Origin of the sequence: Streptomyces sp. NBC_00076, from assembly GCF_045041235.1 — a bacterium.
Classification (GTDB): Bacteria; Actinomycetota; Actinomycetes; order Streptomycetales; family Streptomycetaceae; genus Streptomyces.
Genome location: NZ_CP108242.1, coordinates 4136241 through 4153285 on the forward strand (window position 1 = coordinate 4136241; position 17045 = coordinate 4153285).

Sequence of the window (17045 nt, forward strand, 5' to 3'; positions counted from 1 at the left end):
TTGCTGATGCCTGCTGATTGTTCTGGAAAGTTGCTTGTCGGGACAGTCTGTCAGCTCGGTGCGCCGTCGCACGGCCAGGACCCCCGGTTACGCTTGCCCGATGAGCGAGCGACTCCAGCCCGGTGACGTGGCCCCCGCCTTCACCCTCCCCGACGCAGACGGCAAAGAGGTCTCCCTGTCGGAGTACCGGGGCCGCAAGGTCATCGTCTACTTCTACCCCGCGGCCCTGACCCCCGGCTGCACCAAACAGGCCTGCGACTTCACCGACAACCTCGACGTCCTGGCCGCCGCCGGCTACGACGTCATCGGCATCTCCCCGGACAAGCCCGAGAAACTGGCGAAGTTCCGCGAGAAGGAGTCCCTGAAGGTCACCCTGCTGGCAGACCCCGAGAAAACGGTCACCGAGTCCTACGCCGCCTACGGCGAGAAGAAGAACTACGGCAAGACCTACATGGGCGTCATCCGCTCCACGATCGTCGTCGACGCGGAGGGGAAGGTCGAACGGGCCCTGTACAACGTCCGCGCGACGGGCCACGTGGCGAAGATCATCAAGGACTTGGGTATCTGAACGAGATCCAGATGTCGGGAACCAGGTCGGGCCGCTCGGGCTCCGGCCTGGCTTCCTCGGTCCACGCTTCCCCGACGAGCTCGATCGCAACCCGCCGCCAGAAGCGGACGGCACCGGTGTTCTCGTCCTGAAAGGGAATCTCCCAGTCCCCCGGATGCCGGGCGACCACCTCCCGTATGCCCCGGAGCCCCACCCCGGTCCTCCTCACCGCGCGCACGACAAAGAAGCTGTTGAGCACCCGGACGGGCCCACCGAGCGCCCGCACGAACGCGAACCCGACGGGATTCTCACCGACGCTGAAGAGATACGGCGCCCAGTCAGGGTCACCGGAGAAGGCAGCCTCCAACCGCTCACTGCGGAACGTCCCGTCCGGGTTGGGCAGTTGCCCCCCGAACGCGGACAGGTCATGCCGGAAGAGAAGCCAGAGGCGTTCGACGGCGGGGCGATCAGCGGGGGTGGCCGGGCGGATGTTCAGCCCTGGGTCCTTGGTCTCGGTCATGAAAAAAGCCTCCCGAGCGGACAAGCGTCCGCACCTGGAAGGCCTCGCCGGTAAGCATATCAACTGCCTTGTCGTTTCGAGGGTGACCGTCCGATAAGCGGTTCGTTACTCCGTGCAGGTCACGAACGTGTGGCCGAGATCGGAGGGGATCGATGGGGGTCCGGTACACACGCGAGTTGCTCGAAGAGGCGGCGCGGGCAACAACGAACTGGGACGACGCCGTGCGGTGGTGCGGAGGTTCGCCCACACCAGGCAGCAGACGGTATCTGCGTCAGAAGATGGCGGAGGCGAGCGTAGACGTCTCACACTTCCCGACAGGGTGGGCTCGCCACACCGAGGAGACGCTTCGAGAGATCGTGGCCGTGTCTACCAGCGTCAAAGATGTGGTTCGCCGCCTGGGGATCAGCCCAGTGGGCGGCAATCACACGCACATCAGCCGCCGCATCGCGACGCTGGGCATCGACACGTCCCACTTCGCGGCGCGATCGGGCAGACCGAAGGGCTCGCTCGGCGATCTGCTGAGCCTCAGGTCACGACACGACGGCCGAGTCCCGGGAAGTCGGCTCCTTCAGCATCTGCTCCATCGCGGGGTCCCGGAGACCTGCGCATTGTGCGGCACAGGACCCAGGTGGAACCACAAACCCCTCCGACTGGAGGTCGACCACATCAACGGCGACTGGTGGGACAACCGTCCGGAGAACCTCCGACTACTCTGCCCCAACTGCCATGCGGTGACGGACACATACCGAGGCCGCAAGCGGAGGACACACACATGAGCAAGCCGAGGTACACGCTCGACCTGCTGACTCGGGCAGCCGCCGAGGCCACCAGCTTGGTCGACCTGATGCGCATGCTGGGAGTACCGATGGGGAGCGGCCCTCGCTGCTATCTCGGCAAGCGGCTACAGCACTACGGCATCGACACATCCCACTTCATCGATGAGCCGTTGCCATTGCGCTCAACGCGTTCATACACGAGGGAACTACTTCAAGAGGCCGCAGCCAACTCCCACAACATCAAAGAGATGCTGGAGTACATGGGCGTTCCGCCCTATGCCAGCGCGTACAGCCATCTCCGCAGAAGACTCGACCGGTTCGGCATCGACACATCCCACTTCACCGGAAGACGAGGTGCCAAATCGGGCACCCTCTTCCCGCGCGAAGACATCACACGTGCCGTCGCCGAATCGCACAGCTTGGCCGGAGTGATGCGAATGCTTGGCCTCCATCCTCTTGGCGGTTCCGGGCGAGCAAAGGTCAGGCGCAGCATCGCAGCCTTTGACCTGTCGACCTCCCACTTCGCAGGGCAAGGTCATTTCCGTGGCAAGCCCTCTCCGAACCGCAAGTCCGCAGCCGAGATCCTGGTGAAGCTCGCGCCTGGCTCCCCACGCACCCAGACCGTCTTGCTCAGACGAGCCCTCGACGACCTCGGCACGCCACATTTGTGCACGGAGTGCGGCACTGGAGAAATTTGGCAGGGCAGGAAGCTCGTTCTGGAGATCGACCACATCAACGGTGACCGGCTGGACAACCGGATCGAGAACCTGCGATACGTCTGCCCGTCCTGTCACAGCCAGACGAAGACCCACTCTCGGCCTCGCCGCACAGTCAAGGCACTCGGCCCAGTAAAGTAACCGTGATGGGTCCGTACCCCAGCTGGCCAGAGGGCGCCGGTTTAGGTCCGGTGTGTCGTGGGTTCGAGTCCCACCGGGCCCACCGCCAACAGGGGCGCAGCACCATCGCGGTGCTGCGCCCTTCGGCGTGTGTGCGTGGCACACAGTGTTCAGCCCAACAACTCCCGAACCACCGGCACCAACCCCCGAAACGCCTCCCCCCGATGACTGATCGCGTTCTTCTCCTCCGCGGTCAGTTCGGCGCAGGTGCGTGTCTCGCCCTCGGGCTGGAGGATCGGGTCGTAGCCGAAGCCGTTCGTGCCGGTGGGGGCGTGTCGCAGGACGCCTCGCAGTCGGCCCTCGACCACCCGCTCCGTGCCGTCCGGCAGGGCGAGCGCCGCGGCGCAGGCGAAGTGGGCGCCGCGGTGTTCGTCGGCGATGTCGGAGAGTTGGGCCAGGAGAAGGTCCAGGTTGGCGCGGTCGTCGCCGTGTTTGCCGGCCCAGCGGGCGGAGAAGATGCCGGGGGCGCCGTTCAGGACGTCGACGCAGAGGCCGGAGTCGTCGGCGACGGCGGGCAGGCCGGTCGCCTGGGCCAGGGCGTGGGCTTTCAGCAGGGCGTTCTCGGCGAACGTGACGCCCGTTTCCTTGACGTCGGGGATGTCGGGGTAGGCGTCCGCGCCGACGAGGTCGTGGGGCAGGCCTGCGTCGGCGAGGATCGCCCGGAGTTCGGTGATCTTTCCGGCGTTGCGGGTGGCGAGGATCAGGCGGGTCATGCCCACCAGTATCCCGGCCGCGCCGGCGGGGTTACGGCGTGCAGACCTTCGTCAGTTCGCCGGCCGCGTCCGTGACCGGGCTGAGGTCGGGGGTCTCGTCGCCGTTCTTGACGGCCGTACGGACGTTGCCGACGGCGGCGCCGAGGTCGTCGACCGCCTTGTTGACGTCGGTGTTGTCGGTCTTGTCGCCGATCTCGTCGAGGTTCTTGTCGATGGAGTCGAGCGACTCCTCCAGCTGTGTCGGGTCGTTCGACGCGCTCTCCACGGCCTGTTGGAGATCCGTGACGCTGTCTGCGATGGCGTCGGCGGTCTGGACACAGTCGAGTGCCTTGCTGACGGCGTCGCAGCCGGTGGTGAGGCCGACCGTCAGTCCGACGGCCGCGACGGCGGCGGCGATGGCGGTACGGCGACTACGGCGGCGTCGGCTCGCGGCCATGGATCTGTTCCCTCCGTTGGTCAGGCCCCCGGCGGGCCCCCCGTGTTGGCCGGGCGCACGGTGGTGTGCCGTGCGCCCGTACCGGTAGTGACGCGGGGACGGTCGGCGCGGTTGCCCGTGACTGCCGTCCTTCTTGGTGGTCCCTTTACTTTTCGAGGACCGTATCAAGTGCCGCGCGCTGCAGGGCCGTCAGGTCGGCACAGCCGGCGACCGCCAGATCGAGGAGGGAGTTGAGTTCGTCGCGGGCGAAGGGTTCGGCCTCGGCGGTGCCCTGGACCTCGACGAAGCGGCCGTCGCCGGTGCAGACGACGTTCATGTCGGTCTCGGCGCGCACGTCCTCCTCGTAGCGGAGGTCGAGGAGCGGGGTCGAGTCGACGATGCCGACGGAGACCGCGCTGACCGTTCCGGTGAGGGGCTGGCGGCCGGCCTTGATCAGTTTCTTGCCCTGGGCCCAGGAGACGGCGTCCGCGAGGGCGACGTATGCGCCGGTGATGGCGGCGGTGCGGGTGCCGCCGTCGGCCTGGAGGACGTCGCAGTCCAGGACGATGGTGTTCTCGCCGAGTGCCTTGTAGTCGATGACCGCGCGCAGGGAGCGGCCGATGAGGCGGCTGATCTCGTGGGTGCGGCCGCCGATCTTGCCGCGGACGGATTCGCGGTCGCCGCGGGTGTTGGTGGCGCGGGGCAGCATGGAGTACTCGGCGGTGACCCAGCCCTCGCCGCTGCCCTTGCGCCAGCGCGGGACGCCTTCGGTGACGGAGGCGGTGCAGAAGACCTTCGTGTCGCCGAAGGAGACGAGGACGGAGCCCTCGGCGTGCTTGCTCCAGCCGCGTTCGATGGTGACCGGGCGGAGTTGTTCGGGGGTGCGGCCGTCGATTCGAGACATGGCGTTGAGCCTAGTCGTACCTGTGGAAGGGCCCGTCCCTCGGTGGGAACGGGCCCTCAGGGGGTGACGTCCGATGCGGCGTCAGGAGTGAGGCCGGGGTGGGAGTCGGGGGTGAAGCCGGGGATGATTCCCGCGCTTCACATCAGGTCTTCGATCTCCGCGGCGATCGGGTCGGCGTCGGTGCCGATGACGACCTGGATCGCGGTGCCCATCTTGACGACGCCGTGGGCGCCGGCGGCCTTCAGGGCGGCCTCGTCGACCTTGGTGGCGTCGATGACCTCGGTCCGCAGGCGGGTGATGCAGCCTTCGACCTCTTCGATGTTGTCGATGCCGCCGAGCCCTGCAACGATCTTCTCAGCCTTGCTGGCCATGTTCCTTCTCCCTTGACGTCACAGCACCGAAATCGTCCGTAGCTGGTCTACACCACCTGGCGGGCGGTCGCCAAACCATGAGTGCTCTACCCGGAGAATGGGGTGGAGGACGTTCCGAAGGTGTAGCGCACCGTAGCTCTTTCGTCACGTGGGATTACGTAGAAATCGCGGGTTCCTTATCTCTCCTTCACCGTGCTACAACGTGGTCTACACCACTGAATGGTGTAGACCACCACCGATGGAGGAAGTATGAGCTCCGCCACCGCAACGGCGGCCCCCGCGAAAAAGCGGGGTTCCGGTCTGTTCCAGGGACTGCAGAAGGTCGGCCGCAGCCTGCAGCTCCCGATCGCCGTGCTGCCGGCGGCGGGTCTGCTGCTTCGGCTGGGGCAGGCAGACGTCCAGGAGAAGCTGCACCTGCCCGCCGACGTCGCCAAGGTGTTCGCCGGAGCGGGCGGCGCCATTCTGGACAGCTCCCTCGGGCTGCCCCTGTTGTTCTGCATAGGCGTGGCCATCGGCTTCGCGAAGAAGGCCGACGGCTCGACGGCGCTCGCCGCGGTGGTCAGCTTTCTGACCTACTACGCGGTGATCCACCAGTTCCCGATCGAGGAGGGGCACGAGGGCGCTACCTACACGGCCGTCGCCCCCTTCGGAGGCTTCTGGCAGAAGGGCACCGAGGCCGCCCAGGCGGCGTCCTTCCAGAACCCGGGTGTACTCGGCGGCATCATCCTCGGTCTGCTGACGGCCGTGCTGTGGCAGCGCTACCACCGCAAGCGGCTCGTCGACTGGCTCGGCTTCTTCAACGGCCGTCGGCTCGTGCCGATCATCATGGCCGCCGTCGGCACCCTCCTGGGTGTCCTGGTCGTGCTGGGCTGGCAGCCCATCGGTGACGTCATCACCAACTTCGGTGAGTGGATGACCGGCCTCGGCTCCTTCGGTGCGGCCCTCTTCGGTCTGATCAACCGTGCGCTGATCCCGATCGGCATGCACCAGTTCGTCAACTCCGTGGCGTGGTTCCAGATCGGCGACTACACCAACTCCGCCGGCACCGTCTTCCACGGCGACCTGCCCCGCTTCTTCGCCGGTGACCCGTCCGCCGGTCTGTTCATGACCGGCTTCTTCCCGATCATGATGTTCGGTCTGCCTGCGGCCGCCCTCGCCATCGCGCACACCGCCCGCCCGGAGCGCCGCAAGGCCGTCCTGGGCATGATGGTCTCGCTGGCGCTGACCTCGTTCGTCACCGGTGTCACCGAGCCGATCGAGTTCTCGTTCATGTTCATCGCCCCGGTGCTGTACGCGATCCACGCGATACTCACCGCCGTGTCGATGGCCGTGACGTGGGCCCTGGGCATGCACATGGGCTTCAGTTTCTCGGCAGGTCTGACCGACGTCGTCATCAACTGGGGCATCTCCACCAAGCCCTGGCTGTTGCTCCCCGTCGGTCTGGTCTTCGCCGCCGTCTACTACACCCTCTTCCGCTTCGCCATCATCAAGTTCAACCTCCCCACCCCCGGCCGCGAGCCCGAGGAGGAGGTCGAGGACCTCACGAAGGCGTGAGTCACCGCTGACAGCGACGAAGAGGCCCCGGAGCCATGCGCTCCGGGGCCTTGGTCACGTCGCGGACCTGGTGCCGCGTCAGTCTCTAGATCTCGTACGACGCCCTCGGCCTCGCCAGTTCCGTCGGGCCGTCGAACGCCGTGCGCGCGTCGACGAGGTTGGCCTGGGGGTCGGTCCACGGGGGGATGTGGGTCAGTATCAGCCTCCGGGCGCCTGCCCGGGTCGCCGTCTCGCCCGCCTCGCGGCCGTTGAGGTGCAGGTCGGGGATGTCTTCCTTGCCGTGCGTGAAGGCGGCCTCGCACAGGAACAGGTCGGCGTCCCGGGCGAGTTCGTCCAGCGCGGGGGTGATGCCGGTGTCGCCGGAGTACGTCAGGACCTTCCCGCCGTGCTCGACACGGATGCCGTACGCCTCGACCGGGTGGGCCACGCGTTCCGTGTGGACCGTGAACGGGCCGATGTCGAAGGTGGACGGCTTGACGGTGTGGAAGTCGAAGACCTCGCTCATGGAGGAGGCGGTGGGGGTGTCCGCGTAGGCCGTGGTGAGGCGGTGTTCCGTGCCCTCGGGTCCGTAGACGGGGATCGGATCGCAGCGGCCGCCGTCGTGGCGGTAGTAACGCGCGACGAAGTACGCGCACATGTCGATGCAGTGGTCGGCGTGCAGATGGCTGAGGAAGATCGCGTCGAGGTCGTAGAGACCGCAGTGGCGCTGCAGCTCGCCCAGGGCACCGTTGCCCATGTCGAGAAGCAGCCGGAAGCCGTCGGCCTCGATGAGGTAGCTCGAACAGGCCGATTCCGCGGACGGGAACGACCCCGAGCAGCCGACGACGGTGAGCTTCATAAAGCAGAAACCTCCGCTGGCGGGAATTCAGAAGATCGGGGAACAGGGCGTCGGGGGTCGTGCGGTCCGTCGAGCGTAAGGCGCAAAACCCCCGGTCGCGCCTCCGCCAAGGGCTGTTGTGGGCGAACTCACCTGTGCTGTCACCGGTTCGGCTGGACCAGAGGCGCGTGATGCTGACGAGGGGGCGCGCCGGTCGTCGCGCGCCGGTACCGTCGTCGGCATGGACACGTCCTGGTGGTTGGCCTTCGCGGCGGTGGTGCTGCTCGCGCTGGTCGCCACGCTCGTCGACGGTTGGGGTCGGGGCCATCGGCCCGCGGGTCGTGGGACCCGCCCGCCGAGGCCTCCGAATCGCTCCGGTGCCCGGCCCCGGCCGGCGGAGATCTGGTGGGCGAAGGTGCCGTACGAGGCGGCGGCGGGTGACGGGCGGGCCAAGGACCGGCCCTGTCTGGTGCTGGCGGTGCGCGGGGACCGGGCGACCGTCGCGAAGATCACCAGCAAGTACCGCGTCGAGCGGGGCGGGGTGATCCCCCTGCCGCCGGGCTCGGTCGGTGATGCGCGGGGGCGCGCGAGTTTCCTGGAGACGGGCGAGGTGCGCGTCGTGCCGGTGTCGGAGTTCCGGCGGCGCGCCGGGGTGGTGGACCCGGTCCTGTGGGACCAGGTCCGCCACCTCGCGTAGTAGGCAGGTCGCACGGCAGAGGCCGCTTTCGCACCAGGCCCTACGCCCAGAGCTGGCCCTGGAGGGCCTCGATGGCCGCCTCGGTGGTGGCCGCCGTGTAGACGCCGGTGGAGAGGTACTTCCAGCCGCCGTCGGCGACGACGAACGCGATGTCCGCGCTCTCGCCCGCCTTCAGCGCCTTCCTGCCGACGCCGATCGCCGCGTGCAGGGCGGCGCCGGTGGAGACGCCCGCGAAGATGCCCTCCTGCTGGAGGAGTTCGCGGGTGCGGGTGACCGCGTCGGCGGAGCCGACCGAGAAGCGGGTGGTGAGGACGGAGGCGTCGTACAGCTCCGGTACGAAGCCCTCGTCGAGGTTGCGCAGGCCGTACACGAGGTCGTCGTAGCGCGGTTCGGCGGCGACGATCTTCACGTCCGGCTTGTGTTCGCGCAGGAAGCGGCCGACGCCCATCAGGGTGCCGGTGGTGCCGAGGCCCGCGACGAAGTGGGTGATCGACGGGAGGTCGGCGAGGATCTCCGGGCCGGTCGTCGCGTAGTGGGCGCCCGCGTTGTCCGGGTTGCCGTACTGGTAGAGCATCACCCAGTCGGGATGCTCGGCGGCGAGTTCCTTGGCGACCCGTACGGCGGTGTTGGAGCCGCCCGCGGCGGGGCTGGGGACGATCTCGGCGCCCCACATGCCGAGCAGGTCCCGGCGCTCCTGAGAGGTGTTCTCGGGCATCACGCACACCATGCGGTAGCCCTTGAGCTTGGCCGCCATGGCCAGGGAGATGCCGGTGTTGCCGGAGGTGGGCTCCAGGATGGTGCAGCCGGGAGTCAGGCGGCCGTCCTTCTCCGCCTGTTCGATCATGTGCAGGGCGGGCCGGTCCTTGACCGAGCCGGTGGGGTTGCGGTCCTCCAGCTTGGCCCAGACCCGGACGTCGGCGGACGGCGAGAGCCGCGGCAGGAGCACCAGGGGGGTGTTGCCCACCGCGGCCAGCGGGGAGTCGTAACGCATGGGTGGTCAGCGGGCCTTAGGCCATGCCGCCGGCCACGGCCGGCAGGATCGTCACGTTGTCGCCGTCGGCGAGCTTGGTGGTGATGCCGTCCAGGAACCGGACGTCCTCGTCGTTGAGGTAGACGTTGACGAAGCGGCGCAGCTGGTCGCCGTCCACGATGCGGGCCTGGATGCCCGCGTGCCGGGTCTCGAGGTCGGTGAAGAGCTCGGCGAGGGTGTCCCCGTTTCCTTCCACCGCCTTCTGGCCGTCGGTGTACGTGCGGAGGATGGTCGGGATGCGGACCTCGATGGCCATGGTTGCGGGCTCCTGTCGGAAGTGGTCAGGTCGGTGGGCGCACGACAGCGCGGTACAGCTGGGTTGTACGGGTGAGGATCCCCCACGCACGGTCTCGCTCGCGCGGGAGGTGCCCCCACCGGCTCACGGCCGTACGGCGGCACGGGGCAGCGTCAACAGATGGCGCTGGCGAGCCTGCACAGGTCGACGTGCAGCCGCGCCACGAGCAGTGCGCCCGGCGTCTTCTCGCTCACGTCGTCAAGAACCATGGGCTCATCGTATCGATTCCCGGTCCGGATCCCGGAGTGCGGTTTCACATGGTGGACGTTTTGTGGCCGGTGAGTGAGACCGTACAGCTCACGCGGACTCCCGGAGCACCAGACGGGTGGGCACGACCACCGAGGAACCGGGCGGGGCGTCGGGTTTCTCCGTGCGGTCGAACAGCAGCCGGGCCATCAGGCGGCCCATCTCCTCGACGTCCTGGTGGACGGTGGTCAGCGGGGGTTCGGTCGACTCGGCGATCTCCCTCAGGTCGTCGAATCCGACCACGGCCACGTCCTGCGGCACCCGGCGTCCGTGTTCCCGCAGCGCCTGCAGCGCGCCGGACGCCATGAGGTCCGAGGCGACGAAGACGGCGTCCAGGTCGGGGCAGCGCCTCAGCAGCGCGGCCATCGCGTCGGCGCCGCCCCGCTGGGTGTAGTCGGCCTTCTCGATCAGGTGCGCGGGGGCGCCCGGCAGGACGTCCCGGTATCCGGCGAGCCGGTCGGCGGCGGAGTTCTCCTGGTCGTAGGGACCGGTGATGGTCGCGACGCGGGAGCGGCCGAGCGAGACCAGGTGCTGGACGGCCTGCCGGGCTCCCCCGCGGTTGTCGCCGTCGACGTAGGCCTGGCCGCCCCGTACGGGGTCCCCGTCGCGCAGCAGCGGACGGCCGCCGAAGACGGCGGGCAGTGCGAGTCGGTCGACCATCTCGGGCAGTCGGTCGCCGGGCCGCAGGGAGAACAGGAGGGCGCCGTCGACATGGCCGCCGCCGAGGTAGTCGGCCACGCGCGCGTGGTCGTCGGGCTCGTCCAGGAACAGCAGGACGGCCTGGGCGCCGTGGCGGGCGAGTTCCCGGCGGATGCCGCGCAGGAGGCAGTCGAAGAACGGGTCGAGGAAGAGGCGGTTCTCCGGCTGGGTCGCCACCACCGCGACCGCGCCGGTGCGATGGGTGACCAGCTGGCGGGCGGCCTGGTTGGGGACGTATCCGAGTTCGGCGATCACTTCCCGGACGCGGTCGATGACCTCGGCACGCACCCTGGGCTCCGCGTTGATCACCCGCGACACCGTGGACTTCGACACCCCCGAGCGACGTGCGACGTCTTCGAGCGTCGGGCGGTGTCCGTTCGGGCGTCGCGTCAACACCATCTCCGATAGGGCGAGTTGTCGGGGCGTACGACGATCAGTATGCCTCGACGACCTGTACCTCCTCCTCCGTCACCTCGCCTTCCAGGATCCGGAAGGAGCGGAACTGGAACGGGCCGGCCTCGTCGGTGTCGGCGGTGGAGACGAGGACGTAGTGCGCGCCGGGCTCGTTGGCGTAGGAGATGTCGGTGCGGGACGGGTACGCCTCGGTGGCCGTGTGGGAGTGGTAGATGATCACGGGTTCCTCGTCCCGGTCGTCCAGCTCCCGGTAGAGCTTGAGCAGGTCGCCGGAGTCGAACTCGTAGAACGTGGGCGAGCGGGCCGCGTTCAGCATCGGGACGAACCGCTCGGGGCGGCCCGAGCCCGCCGGGCCCGCGACCACGCCGCACGCCTCGTCGGGGTGGTCCTCACGCGCGTGGGCGACGATCTGGTCGAACAGGGCCTGGGTGATGGTCAGCATGCTGGTCAGGATAAGCAAAGGGCCGCCCCGTACCGAGTGGTGGTACGGGGCGGCCCACATGGCGGACGTCCTGAGCGGCGACCACAGGGGGCGCCACGAGCGCTCCCGGCGGCCGGACGTCCGGGCCCGCTAGCCGCCGACCTTCGCGAACTCCGCGTCGCGGCGACCGGTGCCGCCCGAATTGCGGCTCTTCAGGACCAGCCAGCCGATGCCCAGACACACGAACCAGAGCGCCATCACGTACAGACAGACGCGGGCGTCGGCGTCGTACGCGATCAGGCCGGTGACGAAGAGCAGGAAGGCGATGGCGACGTACGAGCACTTGGAGCCGCCCGGCGCCGGGAAGGAGGAGGCGGGCAGGCGGCCCGCGTCGACCGCCCGGCGGTAGAGGACGTGGCTGATCAGGATCATCAGCCAGGTCCAGATGCCGGCCGCGGTGGCCACCGAGGTGACGTAGCCGAAGGCCTTCTCCGGGACGACGTAGTTCAGGACGACGCCGATGCCCATGAAGAGGACCGAGACCATGATGGCGAAGGCCGGCGTCTTGGTCGAGGACAGCTTCCTGAAGACCGCGGGGGCCTCACCGCTGTCGGCCAGGTTCCGCAGCATGCGGCCCGTGGAGTACATGCCGGAGTTGCAGGAGGACAGGGCGGCGGTGAGGACCACGAAGTTCACGATGCCCGCGCCCGCCGGGATGCCGATCTTGGCGAAGGCCTCCACGAAGGGGCTCACCCCGTCGGCGAACTCGGTCCACTTGACCACGCACAGGATGACGGTGAGGGCGCCGACGTAGAACAGCGCGATCCGCCAGGGCAGGGTGTTGATCGCCTTGGGGAGGGTCTTCTCCGGGTCCTCGGACTCGCCGGCGGTGACGCCGACCAGCTCGACGGCCAGGTAGGCGAACATGACGCCCTGCAGGGTCATCAGGGACGAGCCGACGCCCTTGGGGAAGAAGCCGTCGAAGGCCCACAGGTTGGAGACGGCGGCGGTGTCACCGGCGGAGCTGAAGCCGAAGGTGAGGACACCGAGGCCGATCACGATCATGCCGATCAGGGCGGTGACCTTGACCATCGAGAACCAGAACTCCAGCTCGCCGAAGAGCTTCACGGAGATCAGGTTGACCCCGAACAGGACCACCAGGAAGACCAGGGCCGTCACCCACTGCGGGATGTCCGGGAACCAGTAGTTCACGTAGATCGCGGCGGCCGTCAGTTCGGCCATGCCGGTGACCACCCACATCAGCCAGTAGGTCCAGCCGGTGAAGTAGCCGAAGAACGGGCCGAGGAACTCGCGCGAGTACTCCGCGAACGAGCCCGAGACCGGGCGGTAGAGCAGGAGCTCGCCGAGCGCCCGCATGATGAAGAAGATGATGACGCCCGCGAGGGCGTACATGAAGATCAGGCTGGGTCCGGCCTTGGCGATGTTCGCCCCGGCTCCCAGGAAGAGGCCGACGCCGATCGCGCCGCCGATCGCGATCATCTGGACCTGACGGCTGCCGAGCCCGCGCTCGTACCCCTCTTCCGACTCCTTAGGGGCATTTTCCTTGTCGACCTGCGCTGAGGTCATGTGTGGTGCGCCTTTCTCCATGCCGACCCGGGCCTCTCGTCGGCCTCGGATCGGATCTCGATCCCCCCGGATTGCTGGAGCTGAGCGGAGTCCGCTCGTGCCTGGCCGACGGTCGCCGGCTCGGTGGCGCACCCGGACGAACATGGGTGGTGTTCGCCGGGCGGTCGTGAAGATTTATCACGGTCGCAACACTGATCACCTGCGTGACATGTGACGCAGAGCACAAGAAGAACTGGACAAAGAACACCGCGGCGGGTCATAGGTGCCCGCCGCGGTAATGTGATCGTTATCCGGATTTGAGCGTCCGTTGAGCGAACACGGAACCTACACAAGATGGGGCATATGCCCAGCGCCCACCTCGCGCTCGCTCTTACTCACTCGCGCTCCCCCGCGCCTCTCCTCGCTCCCTCTCACCCCTTCTCGCTCCCCCGCGATTACGGCAGGAGGGTGGTCACGAGCGTCTCCTGAAGTCCTCCGAGCCACAGATACGCCATCACCATCGGCTTGCGCGGGTCGTCGTCCGGGAGGTGGTAGAGGAGGTCGCCGTCGTCCTCGTCACTGATCTCCAGACGGGAGCCGATCGCCAGCCGCAGGTCGTTGAGGGAACGCAGCCACTGCTGGGACTCACCGGGCGCCAGCTTGAGGACCGCACCGCCCTCGCCGGACGGACTGAGCGCGTCCAGGGAGCGGATCACCGCGAGGGCGTTCTCCCGCTTGCCGGCTCTGAGGTCGTTCTCGGTGTAGCGGCGGAACTCGGCGGAGTACTCGCGTTCCTCGTCGGCGCGCTTCGGCCCGGGGTCGCCCTCCGGGTCGCGATAGGCGTCGGGGAAGAGCCGCTTGAGGACCGGGTCGGACGGAGGTTCGCTGGGGCCCTCGGCGAACAGCTCGGCGAGCGGATCGTCACTGGCCTCCTCGGCGGGGCCGGGACCGATGAGTTCCAGGAGCTGGACGGCCAGCGACCGGATGATGGAGATCTCGACGTCGTCGAGGGCGACGGCCGCGCCGCCGCCGGGGAGCGGTTCGAAGTGTCCTGGCATGGAATCTTTTCGCTGCTTGGCGGTCTGCTGGGCTGCTTCTCGGCGGTCCGCCGGGGTGCCTGTGGGCGGTCCGCCGGGGTGCCTGTCGGTCTGACGGACTACTTGCGGTCCTGCTGGAGCGTGGCCCACAGACCGTAGCCGTGCATGGCCTGCACGTCGCGCTCCATCTCCTCGCGGGACCCGCTGGAGACGACCGCCCGGCCCTTGTGATGGACGTCGAGCATGAGCTTGGTGGCCTTGTCCTTGGAGTAGCCGAAGTACGTCTGGAAGACGTAGGTCACATAGCTCATGAGGTTGACCGGGTCGTTGTGGACGATGGTGATCCAGGGGAGATCCGGCTCGGGGACGGCGAAGACCTCCTCCGCCGACTCGGTGCGTTCGGTCTCTAGGGGAGCGGGTGACGTCACATGGCCCATGCTGCCACGGCCCTCCTAAATCGTCACACTGACGAAATGGGGGTAGCATCCATTCGCATGAACACAGCGGACCTTGGGCTGCCGGTGGACGTTCCCTCGACGGCGCTCTTCACGGACCAGTACGAGCTCACCATGCTGCAGGCCGCTCTGAAGGCGGGCACCGCCGAACGGCGCAGCGTGTTCGAGTGCTTCACCCGGCGGTTGCCCGAGGGGCGTCGCTACGGCGTGGTGGCGGGCACCGGACGCGTCCTGGACGCGGTGGAGAACTTCCGTTTCGACGCGGACGTCCTCGGCTTCCTGCGCGAGCACTCCATCGTCGACGAGGCGACATCGAACTGGCTCGCCTCCTACCGCTTCTCGGGTGACATCTGGGGCTATCCCGAGGGCGAGGTGTACTTCCCGGGGTCGCCGATCCTGCGGGTCGAGGGCTCGTTCGCCGAGTGCGTGCTGCTGGAGACCGTGATCCTGTCGATCCTCAACCACGACTCGGCGATCGCCGCGGCCGCCTCCCGGATGTCCTCCGCCGCCGGCGAGCGCCCGCTGATCGAGATGGGGGCCCGCCGCACCCACGAGCTCGCCGCGGTCGCCGCCTCGCGCGCCGCGTACGTCGGCGGCTTCACCACCACCTCGGACCTGGCGGCCGGCTTCCGCTACGGCATCCCCACCGTGGGCACCTCCGCCCACGCCTTCACCCTGCTGCACGACCAGGAGCGGGACGCCTTCCAGGCCCAGGTGAACTCGCTCGGCCGGGGCACCACGCTGCTCGTGGACACGTACGACGTCGAGGAGGCCGTCCGGACGGCCGTGGAGGTGGCCGGTCCCGAGCTGGGGGCTGTGCGGATCGACTCCGGGGACCTGCTGCTGGTCGCGCACCGGGTACGGCAGCAGCTGGACGAGCTGGGGGCCACCGAGACGCGGATCATCGTGACCTCGGACCTGGACGAGTACGCCATCGCCTCGCTGGCGGCGGCGCCCGTGGACGCCTACGGCGTCGGCACCCAGCTGGTGACCGGCTCCGGGCACCCGACGGCCTCGATGGTCTACAAGCTGGTCGCCCGCGCCGAGACCGCCGACCCGAAGGCCCCGCTGGTGCCGGTGGCGAAGAGGTCCACCGGCGGCAAGACGTCCGTCGGCGGCCGCAAGTGGGCGGCGCGGCGGCTGGACCGGTACGGGGTCGCGGAGACCGAGGTCGTCGGCACCGGGCCGGTGCCGGGTGAGCTGGCCGACCGTCAGCTTCTGGTCGAGCTGGTCAAGAGCGGCGAGGTCGTCGCCCGGGAGCCGCTCGACGTGGTCCGCGACCGGCACGCGGCCGCCCGGGCCGGGCTGCCGCTGTCGGCGACCCAGCTGTCCCGCGGGGAACCGGTCATTCCGACGGAGTATGTCCAGGCGCGCTCGGGTAGTTAGAGCGGGTGCGCCCGTCCATGCCGCTCACGCCCTGCGACGCCCCCTCCCGCCCCGGCCCGGAAGTCCGTAGGCTCGGAGGTTCACCGGCCGGGCCCGCACCCCTTCTCTTCCCCGACCCCATAGTCGAAGGACACCGACCATGCGCCGCGCCTTGATCGTCGTAGACGTGCAGAACGACTTCTGCGAGGGCGGCAGCCTCGCGGTGGTCGGAGGGGCCGATGTGGCCGCCGCCGTCACCGAGCTGATCGGTCAGGCGGGCGGCTCCGGTTACCAGCACGTCGTCGCCACCCGGGACCACCACATCGCGCCCGGCGGCCACTTCGCCGACAACCCGGACTACACCCACTCCTGGCCCGCCCACTGCATCGCCGGCACCGAGGGCGTCGGCTTCCACCCCAACTTCGCCCCCGTGGTGGCCTCCGGCGCGATCGACGCCGTCTTCGACAAGGGGGCGTACGCGGCGGCGTACAGCGGGTTCGAGGGCGCCGACGAGAACGGCGTGACGCTCGCCGACTGGCTGCGCGCCCGGGAGGTCGACGAGGTGGACGTGGTCGGCATCGCGACCGACCACTGCGTGCGGGCCACCGCGCTGGACGCGGCACGGGAGGGCTTCCGTACCCAGGTGCTGCTGGATCTGACCGCCGGAGTGGCCGAGGCCACGACCGAGGCGGCGCTGGAGGAGATGCGGGGCGCGGGCGTGGAGCTGTCCGGCAAGCCCGTGGTGGCCTAGGTACCAACGGCGCACCGGCCCACTGACCTGCGCATTCATCGGCTTACAATCCGGTTGACTTTACTTTCTCTTTGCGATTGGCTGCGGATTCGACCATTCACGATCCGGGGGGATCCCTATGCACCGCATCGTCCGCGGCGCCGTCTGCTCCGCCGCCGTCACCGGCCTCGCGCTCGGCCTCAGCTCCTGCTCCGGGACTGTCGACCAGGTCGACAAGGCAGTGAGCGAGACGTACGAAGTCACCTACGAGGTCACAGGGAAGAACGTCGACTCGATCGACTTCCACGGCGGCGGCGGCACGGCCGCGAAGCCGAAGATCGAGTCGGTGTCGAAGCCCAAGCTGCCCTGGACGAAGACGGTCACACTGCGCGGCATCATGCCCGCGGCGGTGATGCCGGTCGCCACGGACCCCGAAGGCGCTGAGGTCGCGTGCAAGATCACCCACAAGGGCAAGGTGCTGGAGGAACAGAGCGCCAAGGGTCTGGTGACCGCCGGCGGCTGCATCGCGGAGTCCCCGGTCACGGAGTGACCCCGGGACGCCCCCGGTAGGTCGGCG

General features: G+C 68.6%; 22 protein-coding genes and 1 tRNA gene. 9 read left to right on the plus strand and 14 right to left on the minus strand.

Going from position 1 to position 17045, the window contains the following annotated elements:
- The first annotated feature begins 100 nt into the window (after nucleotides 1-100).
- Nucleotides 101-568, plus strand: a complete 468-nt coding sequence (bcp, locus tag OHA64_RS18710; protein WP_405614417.1) for a thioredoxin-dependent thiol peroxidase — start codon at nucleotides 101-103, stop codon at nucleotides 566-568.
- On the opposite strand, the gene OHA64_RS18715 is transcribed toward bcp, so the two are convergent.
- Nucleotides 549-1067: a GNAT family N-acetyltransferase gene (locus OHA64_RS18715; RefSeq protein WP_405624014.1), complete on the minus strand. Its 519-nt coding sequence runs from the start codon at nucleotides 1065-1067 to the stop codon at nucleotides 549-551. The two genes, bcp and OHA64_RS18715, sit on opposite strands and share 20 nt — an antisense overlap.
- Nucleotides 1068-1345: 278 nt before the next feature.
- Between OHA64_RS18715 and OHA64_RS18720 the strand changes: the two genes are divergently transcribed.
- From OHA64_RS18720 to OHA64_RS18730, 3 genes are all read left to right on the plus strand, one after another.
- Nucleotides 1346-1843, plus strand: coding sequence for an HNH endonuclease (locus tag OHA64_RS18720; RefSeq protein ID WP_405624016.1), 498 nt, complete (start codon nucleotides 1346-1348; stop codon nucleotides 1841-1843).
- Nucleotides 1840-2700, plus strand: coding sequence for an HNH endonuclease (locus OHA64_RS18725; protein ID WP_405614419.1), 861 nt, complete (start codon nucleotides 1840-1842; stop codon nucleotides 2698-2700). Before OHA64_RS18720 ends, OHA64_RS18725 begins: the two co-directional genes overlap by 4 nt.
- A gap of 7 nt (nucleotides 2701-2707) precedes the next feature.
- Nucleotides 2708-2782: transfer RNA gene (locus OHA64_RS18730), tRNA-Leu, on the plus strand.
- A 67-nt stretch (nucleotides 2783-2849) separates the two neighbouring features.
- Here the strand turns inward: OHA64_RS18730 and rdgB are convergent.
- From rdgB to OHA64_RS18750, 4 genes are all read right to left on the minus strand, one after another.
- Nucleotides 2850-3452 carry an RdgB/HAM1 family non-canonical purine NTP pyrophosphatase gene (rdgB, locus tag OHA64_RS18735; protein ID WP_405614421.1) on the minus strand — a complete coding sequence of 201 codons (603 nt, stop codon included), beginning with the start codon at nucleotides 3450-3452 and terminating at the stop codon, nucleotides 2850-2852.
- 31 nt (nucleotides 3453-3483) lie between these two features.
- Nucleotides 3484-3888, minus strand: a complete 405-nt coding sequence (locus OHA64_RS18740; RefSeq protein WP_405614423.1) for a hypothetical protein — start codon at nucleotides 3886-3888, stop codon at nucleotides 3484-3486.
- A gap of 145 nt (nucleotides 3889-4033) precedes the next feature.
- Complete coding sequence (gene rph, locus OHA64_RS18745) at nucleotides 4034-4771, minus strand: ribonuclease PH (RefSeq protein WP_405614425.1); 738 nt, start codon at nucleotides 4769-4771, stop codon at nucleotides 4034-4036.
- 137 nt (nucleotides 4772-4908) lie between these two features.
- Nucleotides 4909-5142, minus strand: a complete 234-nt coding sequence (locus OHA64_RS18750; protein ID WP_405614427.1) for a glucose PTS transporter subunit EIIB — start codon at nucleotides 5140-5142, stop codon at nucleotides 4909-4911.
- A 249-nt stretch (nucleotides 5143-5391) separates the two neighbouring features.
- Here OHA64_RS18750 and OHA64_RS18755 point away from each other — a divergent pair, with 249 nt between their 5' ends.
- On the plus strand, nucleotides 5392-6696 hold the full coding sequence (locus OHA64_RS18755) for a PTS transporter subunit EIIC (RefSeq protein WP_405614429.1): 1305 nt from the start codon (nucleotides 5392-5394) through the stop codon (nucleotides 6694-6696).
- A gap of 85 nt (nucleotides 6697-6781) precedes the next feature.
- On the opposite strand, the gene OHA64_RS18760 is transcribed toward OHA64_RS18755, so the two are convergent.
- Nucleotides 6782-7534 carry an MBL fold metallo-hydrolase gene (locus tag OHA64_RS18760; protein ID WP_405614431.1) on the minus strand — a complete coding sequence of 251 codons (753 nt, stop codon included), beginning with the start codon at nucleotides 7532-7534 and terminating at the stop codon, nucleotides 6782-6784.
- A gap of 220 nt (nucleotides 7535-7754) precedes the next feature.
- Here OHA64_RS18760 and OHA64_RS18765 point away from each other — a divergent pair, with 220 nt between their 5' ends.
- Nucleotides 7755-8210 carry a type II toxin-antitoxin system PemK/MazF family toxin gene (locus OHA64_RS18765; RefSeq protein WP_405614433.1) on the plus strand — a complete coding sequence of 152 codons (456 nt, stop codon included), beginning with the start codon at nucleotides 7755-7757 and terminating at the stop codon, nucleotides 8208-8210.
- A gap of 40 nt (nucleotides 8211-8250) precedes the next feature.
- On the opposite strand, the gene OHA64_RS18770 is transcribed toward OHA64_RS18765, so the two are convergent.
- The 8 genes from OHA64_RS18770 to clpS all read right to left on the minus strand — a co-directional run bounded on the left by OHA64_RS18770 (nucleotide 8251) and on the right by clpS (nucleotide 14355).
- A complete protein-coding gene (locus tag OHA64_RS18770) occupies nucleotides 8251-9201 on the minus strand; it encodes a PLP-dependent cysteine synthase family protein (RefSeq protein ID WP_405614435.1) in 951 nt (316 codons plus the stop codon).
- Nucleotides 9202-9217: 16 nt separating this feature from the next.
- Nucleotides 9218-9496, minus strand: a complete 279-nt coding sequence (locus OHA64_RS18775) for a MoaD/ThiS family protein (protein ID WP_405614437.1) — start codon at nucleotides 9494-9496, stop codon at nucleotides 9218-9220.
- 152 nt (nucleotides 9497-9648) lie between these two features.
- The gene (locus OHA64_RS18780) at nucleotides 9649-9744 is read right to left on the minus strand and encodes a putative leader peptide (RefSeq protein WP_309474684.1); all 96 of its coding nucleotides are present in this window, start codon (nucleotides 9742-9744) and stop codon (nucleotides 9649-9651) included.
- 88 nt (nucleotides 9745-9832) lie between these two features.
- On the minus strand, nucleotides 9833-10879 hold the full coding sequence (locus OHA64_RS18785; protein ID WP_405614439.1) for a LacI family DNA-binding transcriptional regulator: 1047 nt from the start codon (nucleotides 10877-10879) through the stop codon (nucleotides 9833-9835).
- 34 nt (nucleotides 10880-10913) lie between these two features.
- The gene (locus tag OHA64_RS18790; RefSeq protein WP_389141245.1) at nucleotides 10914-11336 is read right to left on the minus strand and encodes a Mov34/MPN/PAD-1 family protein; all 423 of its coding nucleotides are present in this window, start codon (nucleotides 11334-11336) and stop codon (nucleotides 10914-10916) included.
- A gap of 129 nt (nucleotides 11337-11465) precedes the next feature.
- Nucleotides 11466-12902 (minus strand): amino acid permease, encoded by a 1437-nt coding sequence (locus OHA64_RS18795; protein WP_405614442.1) that lies wholly within the window; start codon nucleotides 12900-12902, stop codon nucleotides 11466-11468.
- A gap of 434 nt (nucleotides 12903-13336) precedes the next feature.
- Entirely contained in the window at nucleotides 13337-13939 is a 603-nt protein-coding gene (locus tag OHA64_RS18800) for a DUF2017 domain-containing protein (RefSeq protein ID WP_405614444.1), read from the minus strand.
- A 98-nt stretch (nucleotides 13940-14037) separates the two neighbouring features.
- Nucleotides 14038-14355 carry an ATP-dependent Clp protease adapter ClpS gene (gene clpS, locus OHA64_RS18805; protein ID WP_405614446.1) on the minus strand — a complete coding sequence of 106 codons (318 nt, stop codon included), beginning with the start codon at nucleotides 14353-14355 and terminating at the stop codon, nucleotides 14038-14040.
- A gap of 57 nt (nucleotides 14356-14412) precedes the next feature.
- On the opposite strand from clpS, the gene OHA64_RS18810 reads away from it, so the two are divergent.
- From OHA64_RS18810 to OHA64_RS18820, 3 genes are all read left to right on the plus strand, one after another.
- Nucleotides 14413-15759, plus strand: coding sequence for a nicotinate phosphoribosyltransferase (locus OHA64_RS18810; protein ID WP_405614448.1), 1347 nt, complete (start codon nucleotides 14413-14415; stop codon nucleotides 15757-15759).
- Between the two features lie 139 nt (nucleotides 15760-15898).
- On the plus strand, nucleotides 15899-16489 hold the full coding sequence (locus OHA64_RS18815) for a nicotinamidase (RefSeq protein WP_405614450.1): 591 nt from the start codon (nucleotides 15899-15901) through the stop codon (nucleotides 16487-16489).
- 118 nt (nucleotides 16490-16607) lie between these two features.
- On the plus strand, nucleotides 16608-17018 hold the full coding sequence (locus OHA64_RS18820; RefSeq protein ID WP_405614452.1) for an MmpS family transport accessory protein: 411 nt from the start codon (nucleotides 16608-16610) through the stop codon (nucleotides 17016-17018).
- Nucleotides 17019-17045: the final 27 nt, after the last annotated feature.